A 16,872-nucleotide genomic window follows, 5' to 3' on the forward strand; every position below is an offset into this window, starting at 1 on the left:
CACAAGCGGGCCTTTCGGAGGATGAAGCCAAGCCCGAAACGCCAGCCGGAGCTTCGGGATCCGATCCCAACACAGCAGGGATAAGGATCTACCTGTCCAGCATTGGTGCCAAGCGCTGACACCTTCGCATCTGCAGATCTGCACGGCCATTGTTCGTCCATCGCACTAGCGAAAAAAAAATACATATTCTATGAGGGCGGACAAGGCCGTACGCGTTGCCCCAGGCTGTCGAAACCTCTCGACGTTCAACGTTTACGGGGGCAAACCGCAGACAATATCAAGGGTTGAAACACAAATGGATTCGGAAGATTCAGAAGTGGCCACATGTAAACTGCGCCCGGTGATCGGGCTGACGGATGGCCTGGCAACGTCAGACCTCGAGAGGCTGACGGTCAATGCCATTCGGCTGCACAGGCAGCTCTTGGAGAAGGCGGATCAACTGTTCCAGGCTTTGCCAGAGGACTACAGGACGGGAAAAGCCAATGGCGGGGTTCAGCATCTCGAATATATCGAAGCAATGATCGAGATGCATGCACAGATGAGCGCGGTCAACACGCTCTTGGGCGTTCTCGGGTACATTCCCAAGATGGCCGCGAACTGATCCGGGTGTTTGGGTCAAGCCTGCATGAAAGATCAAGCGGAGTCGGACACCGGTCCTTCAGATCAGCTTTCTACGAATTGCGAGTGCGGTCAGTTGGGCTTTGCTCCGGACGTTGAAGCGCTTCATAGCCTCGCGGAGCTTGACACGGACGCTATTGTATTTGATGCCCTCCACATCAGCGATGTCCTCCATCGTCATGCCGACAGCGATCCATCTGAGATAGGTCGCCTCTTTAGGATCAAGCCAGGCGGCATCTTCCACGGTCGGAGTGGTTTGAAGGAACGATATGCGGGCATGGAGTTGTCCGACGGCAGCGGCGGCTGCAACCGCGTCAATCTCACGGTCGAGATCGATTGAAGGCCTTTCTGATGCTAAGGTGAACATCGACATTGAGCCGTTGGCAGTCTTGATCGGAACAGTGAGGCCGGAGCGGATACCAAAATCGGCAGCGTGCGCGTAGAAAGCACGCTCTTCCTTAGATTGCTTCGCACGATCCTGTTCCCCGGACCACGCAAAAACTTGCTTTCTGGATTTCGCGCGCTTGACGACCGGATCGAGCTTATCCAGGCTCTTCTCGAAATATGTCGACCGCCACTCGCGATGATAATTGGTGACTGCGATGCTATGCTTGTGCTGGATGTGCAGATAGGCGTAGCCGGTGAAGCCAAAATGTTGGGCGAGGTCGGAAAGGCCCTGCGTTAGAATGCTTTCGTCGCCTTGTATCGCCGCAAGATCGGTCAGCTTGTCCAGCCAGTGCTGCATTTCTCACTCCGTTTTGGTGATTGGGTGAAACAGGCCACGCGAGCCACTCAGAGCTTGTTATAACACTCATTTTAGAATAAATCTAAAATCGCATAATCTATCTTATGGAACTTTTCGTCAGATCGGCTTATTTGCGGCTTGCTGGAGTGCCGATATATGATCGGTACAAACCACATTCACGAGAACAAGCAGAACTGCGGTGTGCTCGCCTAGCCATTCGAGTGCCTCCGCGCTGATTTTGTAGTGGTTCGAGTAGCGGGCCTTCACATAAGCTTCGTTTATGACATTGAACGCCGCTCGTTCCCTGTGATGCTCGCGGGGAAATGCTTCCGCCAATCGGCGGTCCTGTTCCTCGGCGAAAGAACGCAAGATTTTAAGATTGTGAGATGGTGGAGCGTAGTTGGTTAGGGTCAATAGAACGCACGAATATGCCTGCTCTAGAGATTGGTGCAGGAGAAACGCGGCCTCCTTGCTATCGCCTTCCTGAACATAGAAACCAAAGCCTTTGTGGTATTTCGATGCGGTTGAGAATCTTTGATCAAAGTGCTCTTTTGCCACCCGCAGCCGTTCACTCGGTTCCAATTCTTTGGGTTCGGCCAGTGGTTCGTCATTCAGCTCGTAAAGGACGATGCCTTCCTTGCGAATATCCGAGAAGAAATGATGGCCCTCCTTCAACGAGGTATTCACCTCGCGCAGCGAATGCACGATGAACTGAACCGGTAATTCTATTTCCTTATCCCGTATCAACCTGTCGTCCGCTTTGTGCCAATACTCTGCAAAATCCGTGAGCTTGCGGTTGTTGACGATGATGAGAATGTCGAAATCGGATCTGTACCCTTTCGATGTGAAGGGCTCATCCACATAGGTTGCCTTGGCATAGGATCCGAACAATATGATTTTCAGGATCCGACCGCGTTTTTTGAAGTCTGCGGTCGCGTCCTTCAATGCGTCTTCGAACTCCTCGTGAAGGATTTCGAGAGCTTTCGAAAGCTGCCGCTGTTTTTGTGGAGGAATGTGGTCAATCGTGTTTTTCATGGTCGATAAAGGTCTTTTTGCGCGACGACAAGGACATGTTTCATGCATCAGTTCAGTAGTTTACATCACCCGTGCCAAACCACAAATGCATACCCATCACCTCTCTCTCAGCAAATCTCGTAACAGCAATAGCGGCCTTTGGTTTGCGGGTGTATTCGGTTGGTTGCTCGCGAGAGGGTCATGCTTTTCCGACGCGTGGCGCCCCGTCTTCCCTACTCCACCGTTTGAAAATCCATAGCATCAGATAGGGCCGCGCAAAGATCATGGACCTGTTCGGATGTATGGTCCGCAGTAACACAAACACGAATTCCTGCCCTTCCCTTTGCAACAGTGGGGAAAAAGATAGCAGAACCGTAAATGCCCCTGTCCAATAGTCCTCTCGTGACAGCCACGGCACGTTCCTCCGAACCAAGATCGACTGTGCGGATAGGCAATGGTGCGCCCGCCTGTTCTGTGCACAGAAGCGAGTCCAGCAACTCAATGTTCGATCTGAGCGCGGTTTGTCGCTCGGCGAGCTCTTCACTACGATGGATCGCCGCCGATCCAAGCGCTGCGCCGATTGCCGCGACGTTGAGTGATGCAGAAAATGCGTGCGCTACGGCAAAGCGTCTGAAGAGCTCCTCTTGCCGTGCCGTGCCCAGCATCAGCATCCCGCCCGAGGCACCAAACCCCTTTCCCAGAGATGCAGCAATAATTGTCCGCGTGCCGAGATCGCTGCCGAAGTGTGACCGGGCAAAACCCTCGCCTTGTTTCCCCCATATCGAGATCCCGTGAGCGTCGTCAATATAGAGGAAAAGGCCATATCGATCCTGCAAAGAGAGCAAATCGTGCATCGGTGCATTTCCGCCCATGGAATAGACACCATCACAGATATAGGCGACAGATTGGTTCGTCTTGCAAAGATCTTCCAGCATATTCAGATCATTATGTCCAATTGTGCGGACCTGCGTTTCCAGCGCTATTGTACCCTTGTGGAACGCCAGTGTCGCATGTGCGTGCCGATCAAAGGCCATCAGCGGCCTGACCCCACCCGTGAGGTGGCCCGAAGCGACAATGGGTAGTGCACCCATGTTCGCTGCCAAGACGGTGGTATAGGTTATGACCCTAGCCTGGAAAAGGTCCGCAAGCGTCATCTCCAGATCACGAAGTATCGCGAAATTGAGCCGGGTTCTCGCGCAGGACCAATGCAGGGCTCTGTATTCCTGCAATGCCTCAATTGCTCCGTCAACCACCATTGGATGATTGTCGAGCCCAAGATAGGAACACCGGACGAAATCGGTGACCCGCTGAGCGTCTACGCCATCGAAGACGATATCGACCTCCCTGCCCGGCCGCGGCTGAGCATAGAGTGCCATCAGTCCTTGATAATGCGCAGCGGTGAAATAGCCTTCCGCGTGACTTATAAGTCCGGCTGTGTTTCGGTGCGTACTACGACGGTCTTCACTGGTGGGCATCTCTTTGATCCTTGATCGTAACGGATGACGGCAGGATCGGTGAATGGACAAATTGATCAACAAACGGTTGCAGAATCTTTTGAGAAAGCTTTGTGAAAGCTGTTGTCATTGAATCATATGAACCGCACTTTCATCCCCTTTTACCAATTCGATTGCGTAACCGCTGGAGCGAGCAGTCCGGATCACATTTGATCCCGTCGCCTTTTTGAGGTGCCGTCTGATGCGGCCTATGTGAACGTCGACAGTCCTTGGCTGCACGTAGACTTCCTGTGGCCACGCCGCCGCAATCAAATCGTCGCGACTGAATATCCTGCCTGGGTCGGTGAGTAGATGTTCTAGGAGCTTGAATTCAATCGGACCAAGGAGGAGTTCTGCTCCGTTGACCGTCGCGCGCTTGCGCTCTGGCCAAAGCTCGATGTCTCCAAGCTTCAGACGAGTGTCCGACAGCGGTACTGATCGATCCGTTTGAGCAGGATTAATGCCATTGAGAAACGTAAGAAGATGTGGCGGCCAGAAAGGACGTATCAAGCACTGGTCTGCCCCTGCACGCATGAGGGCCATATAGGTCTCGGTCTGCCCGTTGGGAATAACTGCTAGGACCTGCAGGCTTTTCCCTGACGCGCTGTATTTTATGCGATGACAAATCATGCTGGCGTCTTCGCCATCGGCGTCTACATCGATGATGAGTCCAACGATATCGGGATCTGCACATCTAATGTCTACATCCGTTTCGTTGCACAACACTGCTCTTATGCCCTCCGTCGATAGAATATGCTTCAGGATAGCGAAGTAGTCAGCACTTCGTGTGATGATGGCGACTGCTGTTGTCGTATCGAAATTCTGTTGCATTCCAGCTCCCCGACATTTAGCCATGATAGGCGTTTATGATGTCACAAAAAATATACAAATTATGGTTACAATGCTAAATCTCTGAGGGGAATTAGAAGAAATCACCATATTTTGTCTTATTGACTTGATATTGAATATATTTTTGTGACATCAATAGCGCGCTTTTGACTGTCGTGATATGGAGGGTGGAAATTTTTGTAACCGCGATGACTTGCCAGGGGCGAAAATGCAGCTGTTTGACAGTCCTGCATCTCTGAAACGAGGCTAAACGCCCGGCAATTCAAGATCCTGCGCCAGGCTCGTAGGAGGTTACATGCAGATTAGAGTCAGTACCAACGTCGACAACGGCCTCGGCGAGGCGATCTCGACGCATTATGATGCATTCGATATGGCATCCGCAGCATGCAAACTATTTGGTGCAAACGCAGCACTTGCGGTCGCATTCAGTGCCCTTGATGCACGCCTTGACGGCAGAGACAGTGATTTTCGGTTCTGGACGTCCGTATTCCACACACTGACGCGCGATTGACGCAAACAGGCTCATCGACCTTTTGCGGCGGCGTATCCGATTGATCGAACCGTTCGGATCACGTTGTCGCCGGACCGGTTCAACGCCTGCCTGATCCGGCCGACATGGATGTCGACCGTACGAGGCTCCACGATCGCTCCGGTGGGCCAGCAACACGCAATAAGTTCGTCACGACTGATGACTCTATCAGCGTGTTTCGCAAGATGAACAAGCAGCCTGAAATGTAATGGTGAAAGAGTGATGTCAGCATCTCCACGGCGGACGCGTATTGCCGCCAGATCGATTTCGACATCCGCCAACGTCACTGTATTATTGTATTTTGCTTGGGGTTTTGAAACTTCGACGAATTGAAGAGAGTTAAGCAGGTCCAACGGATCGAAGGGGCGTTTCACCACATGGTCGAAAAAGCCGAGGTTCGCTTCGTCGATTGGTTTAGTTCCAAGAGGAAGACCGATAATACGTAAGTCTGGCCGTTCTTTTTTTATCACCGAGGAGGTGCGGAGTAGATCATCTGCCGCAAGGCAGAGAAGGATCGTGTCAAGCTTGGCATGTGCTGGCGGTACCGCGTGCAGCAAAACATCGAGATTGGGTACCAGATCCACACCATGGCCCGCCTCTTCAAGTATGTACCGTAAAATGAGATAAAATTCGGGGTCTGTCGTGTGGATAAGGAGCGAGTGGCGCACATGCATCTCCCATAAAGCTGTGTTCTGCTGATCGCTCGGTCGTTATGCGGGCGTGTATTCGCCACCATTGATGTCAACGATAGCTCCATTGATGAAAGCTGCTTCGTCGGAGATGAGGAAGCCCACCAGCGCCGCAACCTCGTCGCTTTCTCCTGCTCGTCCAGCCGGTATTCGTTTTGCAGCTTCGAGATTAACCTGGCCTGTTCGGCTTCCCGTCATCGGCGTGATAATGCGTCCGGGTGCGACGACATTGACGGTAATGCCGTTTGACGAGACTTCACTGACAAGCGCGCGGGCGAGACCACTAAGTCCGGCTTTTGAGGCGGCGTAGGCCGCTCCAGCAATCATCGGTCGAGTACGCCCTGCAAGTGACCCTATCAGCACAATACGACCGAAACCATTGGCAACCATACCGGGAATTGCAGATTGGCAGCAGACCATGGCCCCGGTCAGGTTCACGTCGAGCACATTCTTCCATTCATCCAGATCGATTGACACAAAAGGCTGGGCCGAGCCATCCGGCCCTTTGGGCGAGATGCCCGCGCAATAGACAAGAATGTCGGGAGCAGACCACTGGCACTCAAGATCCTTGAAGAAACCCCTCATCTCACTCTGGCTTCTCACGTCGCAGCATTCGACCATGGCACGGTTGGACTCGATTTCACTTCGAAAGGTGGAGCGCGCGGCTTCTGCCGCGCCCTCCGTGTGTCCAAACAGTGCAACCCTATGGTCAAGGCCGAGGAGGTGATGCGCAACCGACAAGCCAATACCTGAGGTTCCACCGGCAACGACGGCCACCCTGCTTCTACTAGTTTGCATCATGCGGCGCTGTCCATCTGCGCGAACAGGGAGATGGCCGGGTGAGCCTCTGGATCTGTGACCACTTCAATGAGCAATGGAACGTTGCGACCGCTGATTTTTTTGATTTGGGCTTCAAGTTCCCGTGTCTGGCTGATCCGGACGGCCTCACATCCACATGCCTGTGCGATTTTGACATGATCCACCTCCGCAAAATGGCACGCGGTCGTGTACTTGCCAAACTTCACGGTTTCCGCGTCACGCTGAAAACCAAGAATACCGTTGTTGAGTACGATAATCGTAATTGGAATTTGCATGCGTACCAGCGTTTCGAGCTCCGCCCAGCTATGTGCAAATCCGCCATCACCCACCAATGCAACAACATCAGAATGTGGTGCTGCGACTTTTGCCCCGATTGCAAGCGGCACGCCCCACCCAAGGCCAGCAAGCCCACGGGGTGTGATAACACGTGTTTTTTCTGATGCCACCCTCAACTGACCTAGAACCCACATCGAGGAATAACTGGCGTCCGCAACAACCGTTGTGTTTTCGCCGATGATGTTTTGGAGTTCAGCCATGACCCTTTCAGGGCGCAGCGGGCTTGCATCGGAGCCGTAGAAAACCTGACGATCGTTGTTGAAGTTTTCCCAGCATGCGCGGATGCGCTCACTGAGTGCCTCGCGCGATCCGGACCTGAGATGCAGATCGCAAAGCTGGATCCTTTCACGTAGCCCTGCAAGGGTCTCGCGAGCGTCGCCGACAAGTCGGATTGCTTCGTAGTTTCGGCCCACCTCCTGAGGATCGGCATCTATGTGAATGATATCAGCATCTGGATGATATTGACGCCAGCTGTCAGTACCATTCTGGTTGGTCCTTGTGCCGACCAGAACGACAAGGTCTGCCTCCCGCACCATTTCGACTGTATGTCGGCCAAGTGATCTTGGTCCAACCAGTGATGCCAAAACGCCTGCGGACAATGGATGCCACTCGTCGACCGCACCCTTGCCCATATTGGTCGTGAAGACGGGTAAAGAGCCCTCGTCCTGGAGCATTCGCAATTGCGGTGCAGCACCGGAGGCGTGGACGCCGCCGCCCGCAATCACGACCGGTGCTCTCGCGGCAGCGATCGCCTGCGCTGCAATGTCGAGATCGTTGTCGGCAGGACGGGGTCTGTCCAGTGGCCAATGGCCAAGATTTTTTCGACGGGCTTTTGAGGAAGCAACGCCTGCGGATCGAAGCAAATCTGCAGGCAACAGCAGGGCGGCGGGGCCGGCGCGACCTGATGTTGCTGCGGTGAAAGCGGCATCGACGTAGTCTTCCACGCGCTCTTCAACCGACAAACGTCGAACCCACTTCGTGCAAGACTGGAAAAGACTGATGTGATCAAGATCCTGAAAAGCGTTGCGATCGGTCTGTTCGCGCTCCACATCCTGCACAAGGGCAACAACCGGAACGCTCGCCTTGAGTGCCTCTGCCAACGGAGCGACGAGCAGTGCAGCAGCTGGCCCATTCTGGGCGGCCACGATCCCGACCTTGCCAGAGCGCCGGGCATAACCGTCAGCCATGGCGCCGCCCATATTCTCCTGCCGGTAGGATACTTGTCTAATGCCAATATTCTCAGCTGCAAGTATGACAGCGGACGGAAGGCTTTGGCCAAATATGACCTCGACGCCATGCCGCTTCAGCGCAAGCGCGATCCGTTCAGCGACGGTGGTTGTATGAGTTTCACGGTCCATCAGGCTGCCTCCCCGGCACACGTTTTGAAATTTACGAGGAAATCGTCGAAGACGGAGATGATGTTGCTCACGTCCTCTTCAGTCATTGGTGTTGAAATCGACGCCGCTGCTCCGCATGGCATCAAGATGCCGTTGCTTAAGAAGTGGCGGCTCAGCATCTTCAGGGCATTCTCCCCGGCTGGCGTCGGCAGGCTTTCGCGAAACGAAGAGGGTTCGGATGCCCTTGCGTGAATGCGAAAAAGGGATGCTGCTCCCGTGACACACAAATCGACACCATGATGCGCAATCCTTGACCTTAACCCGTCACGCACGAAATTGCCGAGACCTTCAAGATGTTCGAAAGCCTCTTCGTTTAGCGCTTCCATGGCGAGGCGTCCCGCAAGCATCGAAACCGGATTGGCCGAGAAAGTACCGCCTTGGGGTACAACTGGTTTGCCTCCAGTTTTGCCGAACATCGACATAATTTCCATGCGGCCTCCTATTGCGCCAACAGGAAAACCACCACCGATGATCTTGCCCATCGTAACAAGGTCTGGCTCAAGGCCGTACCGTGCGGAGGCGCCCGCATGCCCTTGTCGAAGGTTAAGGACTTCATCGGCGATGATGACAATTCCGTAGCGCTTGCCAACGGCGTTGACTGCTTTCATGAACTCCGGCGTCGGTGGTATCAGGCCCGCGCGACTTGGCATCGGATCGATAAGGATAGCCGCCAGACGCTCCGAGTGTTTCGATACCTGCTGTTCCAGATTCTGGACGTTGTTAAACTGAATGACGACCACATCATCAAGCACACTTTCAGGCGTTCCAAGATATGCGCCGCGGGGCGTGGTCTTCGATGCAGACTGGCCAGCCTCAGCCCAGTCATAAGCTCCGTGATAAGCGCCTTCGATCCTCGCAATTGCGACGCGACCAGTCGCAGCCCGTGCAGCTTTGATAGCGAACATCACCGCCTCTGTTCCGCTAACGACGAAACGCAGATGTTCGACAGCGGGAATACGGTCGATCAGCAGTTCTGCTAGATCGATTTCGTGGGTCATAGGATTCGCGAAACAGCTTCCCACCCGCAAAAGATCAGCAACAGCCTCGGTTATGGGGGGGAAAGCGTGTCCGTGAATCAGTGTGGTGAAATTATTGTTGAGATCAAGCATCCGATGACCATCAATATCGGTCACGTACGCACCTTCTCCATACGAAACAAAGATCGGGTGAGGATCCAGCTCGATAGTGGAACGTGTTACTCCCCCCGGAAAAACCGATTGGGCCCGTTCAAAGAATTCGATCGACCTTTGCCGCGTGAGTGCAAGGTTACGAACAGCATTTCTAGGTGATTGCATTGCTCCTCATCCTTCCATGGAGAAAAACGGGCAAAGTTTACCCGTCCTTCACAGTTTTGTTGCAACAAAAATATGAAGAGTCAATATGTGACGTCAATTTTAGGTATAGTTCTTAGTCCGAGCTATCTGACGCCGCGGAACGCAGTTTTCGGTAGCCTTCCCGGATGTCATTCTCAATAGCAGCCCTCACGCCTGTCGGGTCCCGGTCTGCCAGCGCTTCAATTGCCACCATGTGATTGTGAACGCCCTGGCGGTGTTGCGCATACTCTGGATAAAGATTGAGAAGCGTCGGACCGATCCTTACCCAGAGTGATTCAATCATACTCAAAAGACCAGGCATTCCCGAAAGCTCGTATATTGCAAAATGAAATTCTTTGTTATGCCAGAGTGCGTCATGATAGCGGCCAGTCTCAAGGCTACCGTTTATAAGACGCTGAATATCTTGAAGTTTTAATACAGTTTTCTCGTCGAAGGTCCTGGCGCCGTACTCCGCCGCTACACCTTCAAGCGCTATCCGCGTTACCGTGATATCGCGCAATTGCGCTTTGGTCAGTGTTGGCACTACCAGTGTCTTGGGCCCAGAGAAGATGAGCGCAGACTCCGTGATCAGCCGGTTCAGGGCATCGCGCGCAGGTGTTGTACTCACGTCGAGTTCCCCGGCTACGCCGCGCACTGTGAACTTATACCCTGGAGGGTAGGCGCCGCGGATCATCCTCTCGCGAAGGATATCATAGACTGCGCTCCCCATTCTCTGGTGGGGCAGGTTTGCATCACCCTCTTGACGTGAATTTTCGACCATTTTACCTCCATAGCACGTTGACTCGTCATATTTTTGATGTCACAAAAATCAAATACAAAGCTTTTGCGAAGGCTATGTGACATCAAAGATTGGATATCATTGATTTCAGATGTTGTCGCATCGGAAAGCAGAATAACGCTGCATCTGGTCAAAACGAAAATCAGGATTTGGGAAAGCACTAATAAAAGGGGACTCAATTGATAGGCGAAGCATTAAATCTCGAGGGCCTGGTAAAGAGTTACGGAGATACGATTGCGGTGGATGGAGTTGAAATCCGTGTATTGCCTGGAGAATTCGTTTCGGTTCTTGGACCGTCGGGGTCCGGCAAAACTAGCGTTCTGACAATGATCGCAGGTTTCGAGCGCCCGTCTGCAGGGAGGATCACTATCGGTGGCCGGGATATTACTAACCTTGCACCGAACAAACGCAATATTGGGATGGTTTTCCAGAAATATGCACTCTTCCCCCATCTCACGGTACGTCAGAATATCGCATTTCCTCTCAAGCTCCGATCGAAGTGGAAGTCGGGATGGAAACAACGGGCCGACGAGATGTTGGAACTGGTGCAGATGGGCCATCTTGCAGACAGACTGCCTTCAGAACTTTCTGGCGGCCAGCAACAACGTGTGGCCGTGGCACGTGCGCTAGCGTTCGAGCCCCCGGTGATGCTTATGGACGAGCCTCTCGGCGCACTCGATAAAAAACTGCGGGAAGCAATGCAATTCGAGATCAAGCGAATTCAGAAACAGGTCGGAGCAACCGTCCTCTACGTCACCCATGACCAGGAAGAGGCGCTGACCATGTCAGATCGGGTCGCGATCATGCATGCTGGACGTGTCGTCCAGATGGGAACCCCTGCTGCGCTTTATCATGAGCCATCCAACCGCTTTGTTGCTGATTTCATTGGGAAAATGAACTTCCTTGACGGAAAAATCCTCTCTGTGGAGCATGACAAGGTGCTTATACGACTATCCGGGGATGTGGTCGTTCGCACCACAGCCAGTTCACAGGTCGCCCTAACAAAACCGCGAGAAGGCGAGAACATATGCTTTGCGATGCGGCCTGAGCGATTGGCACTCATGAGCCGCGGATCTCGGACCCTTGGAGCAATACCAGGTGTCATCGAAAGCTCCGTCTTCACCGGCTCGTTCCACGTTTTCCTTGTCCGGCTGGAATTGCCTGGATCACCAGCGGTCGAGGTTCAGGTGGTCACAGGCAGGGAAGCGGAGTTCTCGATAGGTCAAAGCGTTGATCTTCTACCCGATCCGGAAGCAGCCAGCTGTTTTCTTGAACATGAGAGGCGCGCAGCATGACTGCTTTCTCTATCGCCCGTCACGCGCCTCGCAAAATGGCTCATAGGCTGTTTTCATCGAGCACTGCAAAGACTTACCCTCACGCTACAGCACTTCTCTTGCTGTCGCCGGCAGCAGTGTTCCTGATTGCGGGGTTCGCTTATCCGCTCGCCAAGCTCGTGGCTATTAGCATGCCAGCGATGAGCCTGGAGTACTATCAGCGCATCTTTAGAGAACCCCTCTATCTGGACGTTCTGCTCTCGACTGTATTTATCGCACTCGTTGTTATGTGCGCCAGCCTTCTCCTTGGCTTTCCTGTGGCCTACGCCATGGCACGACTAAAAAAGCCGTGGGCGACAATTGTAACAGCGTGCGTGTTTATCCCGCTTTGGACATCCGTCCTGATCCGATCATACGCGTGGATTATTTTGCTTCAGCGCAACGGCATCATCAACCAAGCTCTGGTCTCAGCAGGCCTCCTGGATGAACCTTTGCGAATGATCTACACGCAAGGTGCAGTCATTTTGGCTATGACGCATGTCCTTCTTCCCTTCATGATATTGCCGATCTTCGCCGCGTTGCGGGCAATTCCGGACGAGTATGTGAAGGCAGCCAGAAACCTTGGCTCGGGCCCTGCACACGCATTCTGCAAGGTTACGGTTCCATTGAGCCTGCCTGGCATATTTGCAGGCTGTGTCATGAGCTTTGTTCTTGCGCTTGGATTTTATGTCACACCGGCACTCGTCGGAGGTGCAGGTTCACTCATGATGGCGACGCTGATTGGCCAACAGACCATTGTCTTGCTGGATTGGCCTTTTGCAGCAGCCCTCTCTACAACACTTCTCATCGTCACACTCGCGGTAATTGTCGCGTTCCGCAAGACACTATCGTTGAGCAAGGGGCTGAACAATGGCATCTGACAACCCGACATTTGAAACGCAGTTCCTGACCAATTCTCTAGGGTCATCACGAGGGTCTCGTCGCAGCATTGTTGCCACGTATGCTGCAGGCCTTTTGGTCTGCGCAATCATGATCTTTCTTATTTTGCCGACATTTCTGGTCATTCCAATGAGCTTGAATGAAAGCAGCTATCTGGCGTTCCCACCACAAGGGCTGACTTGGAAGTGGTATGCCGCGTATTTCTCTGACCCAGATTGGATGGCTGCCACGGCATTCAGCCTCCAGATCGCTCTGGCAACATCGCTTGTTGCGACCGTCACGGGGACAATGGCCGCGTTGGCTCTCGCAAAGAGTAAACTTCCCTTCAAGGGTTTTCTGCAAGGCTTGGCTCTGGGGCCTATGATCGTGCCACACGTGGTCCTCGGTGTCGCACTTTACCTCGTCTTTTCGCCCTGGAGGATGACCGGGACGCTCAGTGGCTTTGTGATCGCCCATACGGTTCTGGCCATACCCTATGTCATGATTGTGGTCGGAGCGGCAGTTCAGAAGTTCGACTCGTCATTGGAACTGGCGGCACTGAACTGCGGTGCCAATAGAGTTCAAGCCTTCTTTCTTGTCATGCTGCCCAGCATCGGGCCGAGCGTAGCGTCGGCTTCCGTATTTGCCTTTCTAGCTTCTTTCGACGACGCGACAGTTTCGTTCTTCATATCTGACATTGGGGGCAAGTCGATCGGACGCAAGATGTTTGAGGATATCGATTTCAATCTGACACCTGTCATCGCTGCAGCATCGACAGTGCTCGTTGCTATCTCGCTTGCACTGATGACCGGAGCACAACTGTTGACATCACAACGCAGACGCTGACTCAACTTTACAAATAAAGGGAATTGAAATGATCAAACTGGATCAAACGCCGAAGGCTTGCCTGAAATCAGGTCTTGGGATGATGTTGGCACTCGCTTTCACAACATCTCTTAACCTCACCAATGCACATGCAAACGAGCGCGTCGTCATCGCCACGACGGGTGGCACCTATGAAAAGGCCCTGCGGGACGCCTGGTTCATCCCCTTCACCAAGGAAACTGGGATAGAAGTTGTTACGGTATCTGCCACAGACGCGGAAAAACGAGCCAAGGTCACGGCCATGGTACAAACCAACAACGTGACATGGGACCTCTATCTGGACGGGGAAATTCAGGCAGGATCCGACGCTCATCATAAAATAACTGAGGATCTCTCAGAATATTGCCGGCAGTTCGATGTTGAAACTCATCTCGTGGCCGACGCGTGCACACGCGGCGGGGCGCGATTGCAGTCGACCGCTACCCTGTTGGCCTACAAGCCAGGCGGAAATGGCAGTGACCCCAGAACATGGGCGGATATGTGGAACGTTGAAAAATTTCCAGGTGGGCGAGCATTCCCGAACTTCGATGACCCTTGGCGGGTGCTCGCCGCGGCATTGCTTGCTGATGGCGTTGCGAAGGAAGAGCTTTTCCCAATCGACGTTGATCGCGCATTCCGCAAGCTGGATGAAATTCGACCCGCTGTCCAACTGTGGTGGAAGACCGGTGACCAAAGCGTGCAGGGCTTTCGCAACGATGAGTATCGCCTCGGACAGATATGGCTGACACGGGCTAAAGCGCTGCAGGCTGAAGGGTTTGACATTGGCTGGAGTTACGACGGAGCTTTCCTCGTGGGCGACCGCATCGCGCTCATTCGAGGTGCGGAAAACCGCGAAAATGCTTTGAGGCTGATCACGTACTGGCTAAAAAACCCATCGGTTCAGGCGAAGGCTTGCGAGACCCTTTCGTGCACTCCTCCAAGCCAAATAGCAATTTCTATGATGTCTCAGACAGCCCGCGACAGTCTCCCATCATCGTCAGATGTCGAGCAGCGCATTATCGTACCTGATGCACAATGGATCAATGCGAACATGAGCATGCTGATACAGCGCTGGAATGAATGGATCCGCTGATCTGTTCCGTAGGAGTCGAGGCACGCTACTGCCTCGAAAGAACGTCAGGTCTCACGGGAGAATGCAGCCGGGCACCATGTCGTGCAGGAGGTGTCTTCGCTCAGAATCGTCGAAGGCACCCTCTGGCAACGGGTGAAGGTGCGCCAGGAGAACTGGCGCACGGGCTAGGATAGAGTTGTCACCGTTCGGCCGGACAGCTTCAATCCGCACAGGTGCTAAGGATCGGTGTCATCAGCCTGACATGCGTATCGACACGTTCGAGAACTTTCTGCGGCACGACTTGGCGTTCCGGCAGTGACCACCAAAGTTCGTTGACACGCTCGACCGTGTCGGCCACTGCCCTGAGGACGGCTGCTTCCGGCAGGCGGGCGCGATTGGAGAAGGCTTTCCAACGCTGTACCGTCATCGCCTTGAAGGGGCGCTCGCCGGCAAGCGACAGCGCCATAGCATCTGCGGGGATGTAAGGCACTGTCGAGAGTAGGTCGTAGACAGGCGCGAGTTGCGGCGTGTCGCCAGCTTCGCGATAGATGAGCGACCAGTTCTTGAGGTGCATGTCGCCGTTGCCGGTGATCGCAGCGAGAGCCAGCCTGCGGACGAATTCGAGTGCGGCCGCAGACGAAACGGCCACGTTTAAGGCTGCGGCGATATCATGATAGGCGGCACCTTCGTACTTCCGCGAAGGATTGACGCCGAACACCTGCGCGAAATCCTCGATATGGATCCGCTCGCCGTTTGCGCCGCGATCGAAACGTTTGACGAGCAGGACTTTTCCGTCCGACAGCGTCTCGAACTCCTTTGGAATACCTTCGAACTCCGATTGCTCGACCAGTTCGCGTTCCGGGACCTCCATTCCGATCGCTTCGGCCAATGCGAGATTGGCATATTCGTTTTCCGACACGCCAGGAAACGAGGTCGATGGAAACTTGGCTATGTATGATCCCTGGTCGTCACCGAGCGGCAGCGTTAATCCACCCCCCTTTCCAGTATTCTTGATCACGGAAAGCTTCATCTGGACGCCGGCGAGCGAAAACCGTGCTTTCGGCTTGGGAGCAGACAGGTTGTCGAGACACGCAACGGTTCCGTCACTTGGCACGACGCGGACAGCCCCCGGCAGGTCCGAGCCGAGTGCGACGAGCAGGTCGAAATCGTTGCCCGCACGAACACCCCCCGCGTGGTGTTTTTCCATCGCCTCACGCAGTTTGTCTTCTGGGAGCAGATTGGCAAAGAACGTCGGCAACGCTCTGGCAACGGGTTTCGGGTCCTTGCGCAAGCCGCCAGTGGCTGCGCGAAAAGACAGGCTGAGCACCGGGAAGCCGCCGGTCGCGCGATAGCTGCCCTCGAAGCTGAAGGCGTTGAAGTCGCCAGGCGTCCGAACGATTGTGCCGACCCTCATATCGTTCAGCAGCACGTTGAGGGACGAAATCGATCGGGGATCGGAGGATGCCTCAGACATTCTCATTCCCGTCTGGATGAGCCATGAATGCTGGAAGATCATCAAGATCGTCATGCGGCCGCATTAGCGCATCGACGGCCGGTACCATGGCTTGTGGTATGAGCATCAACTCAAGGCTAAGCGCGCGGGCAATGTTGATCAGGGTCGTTGTGCGCGCGGCACTACTTCCGGCTTCTATCTCACGATAGCGAGGACGCGATATACCCGCCATGTCGGCAACCTGCTCCTGCGTCAGTCGCTGGACTTTTCGCGTAGACTTCAGCAACTGCCCGATTTCCAACAGGGCATCTGACTCAGACCGTGCCATCTTACCTACCCAAACGTTTTCCTGAAGGGAACAAGCCATCTCAAACATTCTGAGCTCGGTCAACATAAAAGAAACTAAAACGGATCAATCTTTGCAAATTGATCCTTTTAAATATCATCTATCGGTTTTCGAAATGGATTCCCCTCGGTCCGCAAGCCGTATCTCAACATAAATGCTATGTTAAAAGCAGGCCCTTATTCCCGCTCGCCCTCAGCACTGGTGCCAGAGAGAAACGGAGTGAGAATGCCCAAACACGTTCTTTCTCACGTCATGTTCAGCGAAAGCTCGGAATTCTGCGACGTGCGTCGGAGACGTGTCGGCCGAGACGACGAGACGCTACCAGCGCTGGCCGGATACATTCC

The 16,872-nt window shown here is 53.8% G+C and carries 17 protein-coding genes; 6 read left to right on the plus strand and 11 right to left on the minus strand.

The genetic code is table 11. From position 1 onward, the window contains the following. The first annotated feature begins 295 nt into the window (after nt 1–295). On the plus strand, nt 296–601 hold the full coding sequence (locus tag ACQZ51_RS20095; RefSeq protein ID WP_448779934.1) for a transcriptional repressor TraM: 306 nt from the start codon (nt 296–298) through the stop codon (nt 599–601). A 57-nt stretch (nt 602–658) separates the two neighbouring features. On the opposite strand, the gene traR is transcribed toward ACQZ51_RS20095, so the two are convergent. From traR to ACQZ51_RS20115, 4 genes are all read right to left on the minus strand, one after another. After that, entirely contained in the window at nt 659–1,363 is a 705-nt protein-coding gene (gene traR, locus ACQZ51_RS20100) for an autoinducer-binding transcriptional regulator TraR (protein ID WP_448779936.1), read from the minus strand. 117 nt (nt 1,364–1,480) lie between these two features. Then, complete coding sequence (locus ACQZ51_RS20105) at nt 1,481–2,398, minus strand: nucleotidyltransferase and HEPN domain-containing protein (RefSeq protein ID WP_448779938.1); 918 nt, start codon at nt 2,396–2,398, stop codon at nt 1,481–1,483. Between the two features lie 212 nt (nt 2,399–2,610). Next, nucleotides 2,611–3,852 (minus strand): 8-amino-7-oxononanoate synthase family protein, encoded by a 1,242-nt coding sequence (locus ACQZ51_RS20110; protein WP_448780118.1) that lies wholly within the window; start codon nt 3,850–3,852, stop codon nt 2,611–2,613. 105 nt (nt 3,853–3,957) lie between these two features. Continuing rightward, the gene (locus tag ACQZ51_RS20115) at nt 3,958–4,701 is read right to left on the minus strand and encodes a winged helix-turn-helix transcriptional regulator (RefSeq protein ID WP_448779940.1); all 744 of its coding nucleotides are present in this window, start codon (nt 4,699–4,701) and stop codon (nt 3,958–3,960) included. Between the two features lie 313 nt (nt 4,702–5,014). Here ACQZ51_RS20115 and ACQZ51_RS20120 point away from each other — a divergent pair, with 313 nt between their 5' ends. Further along, a complete protein-coding gene (locus ACQZ51_RS20120) occupies nt 5,015–5,230 on the plus strand; it encodes a hypothetical protein (protein WP_448779941.1) in 216 nt (71 codons plus the stop codon). Between the two features lie 11 nt (nt 5,231–5,241). On the opposite strand, the gene ACQZ51_RS20125 is transcribed toward ACQZ51_RS20120, so the two are convergent. The 5 genes from ACQZ51_RS20125 to ACQZ51_RS20145 form a co-directional block, all read right to left on the minus strand. Further along, entirely contained in the window at nt 5,242–5,922 is a 681-nt protein-coding gene (locus ACQZ51_RS20125; protein WP_448779943.1) for a winged helix-turn-helix domain-containing protein, read from the minus strand. A 36-nt stretch (nt 5,923–5,958) separates the two neighbouring features. Further along, nucleotides 5,959–6,738, minus strand: a complete 780-nt coding sequence (gene fabG, locus ACQZ51_RS20130; RefSeq protein ID WP_448779945.1) for a 3-oxoacyl-ACP reductase FabG — start codon at nt 6,736–6,738, stop codon at nt 5,959–5,961. Then, nucleotides 6,735–8,450: an acetolactate synthase catalytic subunit gene (locus ACQZ51_RS20135; protein WP_448779946.1), complete on the minus strand. Its 1,716-nt coding sequence runs from the start codon at nt 8,448–8,450 to the stop codon at nt 6,735–6,737. Before ACQZ51_RS20135 ends, fabG begins: the two co-directional genes overlap by 4 nt. Beyond that, nucleotides 8,450–9,784 (minus strand): aspartate aminotransferase family protein, encoded by a 1,335-nt coding sequence (locus tag ACQZ51_RS20140; RefSeq protein ID WP_448779948.1) that lies wholly within the window; start codon nt 9,782–9,784, stop codon nt 8,450–8,452. The genes ACQZ51_RS20135 and ACQZ51_RS20140 overlap by 1 nt, the downstream gene beginning before the upstream one ends. Nucleotides 9,785–9,896: 112 nt before the next feature. Continuing rightward, complete coding sequence (locus tag ACQZ51_RS20145) at nt 9,897–10,583, minus strand: GntR family transcriptional regulator (RefSeq protein ID WP_448779949.1); 687 nt, start codon at nt 10,581–10,583, stop codon at nt 9,897–9,899. A gap of 197 nt (nt 10,584–10,780) precedes the next feature. Between ACQZ51_RS20145 and ACQZ51_RS20150 the strand changes: the two genes are divergently transcribed. From ACQZ51_RS20150 to ACQZ51_RS20165, 4 genes are all read left to right on the plus strand, one after another. Then, nucleotides 10,781–11,896, plus strand: a complete 1,116-nt coding sequence (locus ACQZ51_RS20150; RefSeq protein ID WP_448779951.1) for an ABC transporter ATP-binding protein — start codon at nt 10,781–10,783, stop codon at nt 11,894–11,896. Beyond that, complete coding sequence (locus tag ACQZ51_RS20155; protein WP_448779953.1) at nt 11,893–12,795, plus strand: ABC transporter permease; 903 nt, start codon at nt 11,893–11,895, stop codon at nt 12,793–12,795. The genes ACQZ51_RS20150 and ACQZ51_RS20155 overlap by 4 nt, the downstream gene beginning before the upstream one ends. After that, a complete protein-coding gene (locus ACQZ51_RS20160) occupies nt 12,785–13,639 on the plus strand; it encodes an ABC transporter permease (RefSeq protein WP_448779955.1) in 855 nt (284 codons plus the stop codon). Before ACQZ51_RS20155 ends, ACQZ51_RS20160 begins: the two co-directional genes overlap by 11 nt. A gap of 79 nt (nt 13,640–13,718) precedes the next feature. After that, on the plus strand, nt 13,719–14,750 hold the full coding sequence (locus tag ACQZ51_RS20165; RefSeq protein WP_448780120.1) for an ABC transporter substrate-binding protein: 1,032 nt from the start codon (nt 13,719–13,721) through the stop codon (nt 14,748–14,750). A gap of 199 nt (nt 14,751–14,949) precedes the next feature. Here the strand turns inward: ACQZ51_RS20165 and ACQZ51_RS20170 are convergent, their stop codons facing one another. Further along, nucleotides 14,950–16,203, minus strand: coding sequence for a type II toxin-antitoxin system HipA family toxin (locus ACQZ51_RS20170; protein WP_448779956.1), 1,254 nt, complete (start codon nt 16,201–16,203; stop codon nt 14,950–14,952). Further along, on the minus strand, nt 16,196–16,510 hold the full coding sequence (locus ACQZ51_RS20175; RefSeq protein ID WP_448779958.1) for a helix-turn-helix domain-containing protein: 315 nt from the start codon (nt 16,508–16,510) through the stop codon (nt 16,196–16,198). Before ACQZ51_RS20175 ends, ACQZ51_RS20170 begins: the two co-directional genes overlap by 8 nt. Nucleotides 16,511–16,872 lie beyond the last annotated feature (362 nt).

The sequence above is a fragment of the Agrobacterium sp. CG674 genome (assembly GCF_053521645.1).

What these genes read in the sequence shown, in the direction of transcription:
- ACQZ51_RS20095 (WP_448779934.1), top strand. Translation starts at nt 296, where the DNA reads ATGGATTCGGAAGATTCAGAAGTGGCCACATGTAAACTGCGCCCGGTG.
- traR (WP_448779936.1), bottom strand. Translation starts at nt 1,363, where the DNA reads ATGCAGCACTGGCTGGACAAGCTGACCGATCTTGCGGCGATACAAGGC.
- ACQZ51_RS20105 (WP_448779938.1), bottom strand. Translation starts at nt 2,398, where the DNA reads ATGAAAAACACGATTGACCACATTCCTCCACAAAAACAGCGGCAGCTT.
- ACQZ51_RS20110 (WP_448780118.1), bottom strand. Translation starts at nt 3,852, where the DNA reads ATGCCCACCAGTGAAGACCGTCGTAGTACGCACCGAAACACAGCCGGA.
- ACQZ51_RS20115 (WP_448779940.1), bottom strand. Translation starts at nt 4,701, where the DNA reads ATGCAACAGAATTTCGATACGACAACAGCAGTCGCCATCATCACACGA.
- ACQZ51_RS20120 (WP_448779941.1), top strand. Translation starts at nt 5,015, where the DNA reads ATGCAGATTAGAGTCAGTACCAACGTCGACAACGGCCTCGGCGAGGCG.
- ACQZ51_RS20125 (WP_448779943.1), bottom strand. Translation starts at nt 5,922, where the DNA reads ATGCATGTGCGCCACTCGCTCCTTATCCACACGACAGACCCCGAATTT.
- fabG (WP_448779945.1), bottom strand. Translation starts at nt 6,738, where the DNA reads ATGATGCAAACTAGTAGAAGCAGGGTGGCCGTCGTTGCCGGTGGAACC.
- ACQZ51_RS20135 (WP_448779946.1), bottom strand. Translation starts at nt 8,450, where the DNA reads ATGGACCGTGAAACTCATACAACCACCGTCGCTGAACGGATCGCGCTT.
- ACQZ51_RS20140 (WP_448779948.1), bottom strand. Translation starts at nt 9,784, where the DNA reads ATGCAATCACCTAGAAATGCTGTTCGTAACCTTGCACTCACGCGGCAA.
- ACQZ51_RS20145 (WP_448779949.1), bottom strand. Translation starts at nt 10,583, where the DNA reads ATGGTCGAAAATTCACGTCAAGAGGGTGATGCAAACCTGCCCCACCAG.
- ACQZ51_RS20155 (WP_448779953.1), top strand. Translation starts at nt 11,893, where the DNA reads ATGACTGCTTTCTCTATCGCCCGTCACGCGCCTCGCAAAATGGCTCAT.
- ACQZ51_RS20160 (WP_448779955.1), top strand. Translation starts at nt 12,785, where the DNA reads ATGGCATCTGACAACCCGACATTTGAAACGCAGTTCCTGACCAATTCT.
- ACQZ51_RS20165 (WP_448780120.1), top strand. Translation starts at nt 13,719, where the DNA reads ATGATGTTGGCACTCGCTTTCACAACATCTCTTAACCTCACCAATGCA.
- ACQZ51_RS20170 (WP_448779956.1), bottom strand. Translation starts at nt 16,203, where the DNA reads ATGTCTGAGGCATCCTCCGATCCCCGATCGATTTCGTCCCTCAACGTG.
- ACQZ51_RS20175 (WP_448779958.1), bottom strand. Translation starts at nt 16,510, where the DNA reads ATGGCACGGTCTGAGTCAGATGCCCTGTTGGAAATCGGGCAGTTGCTG.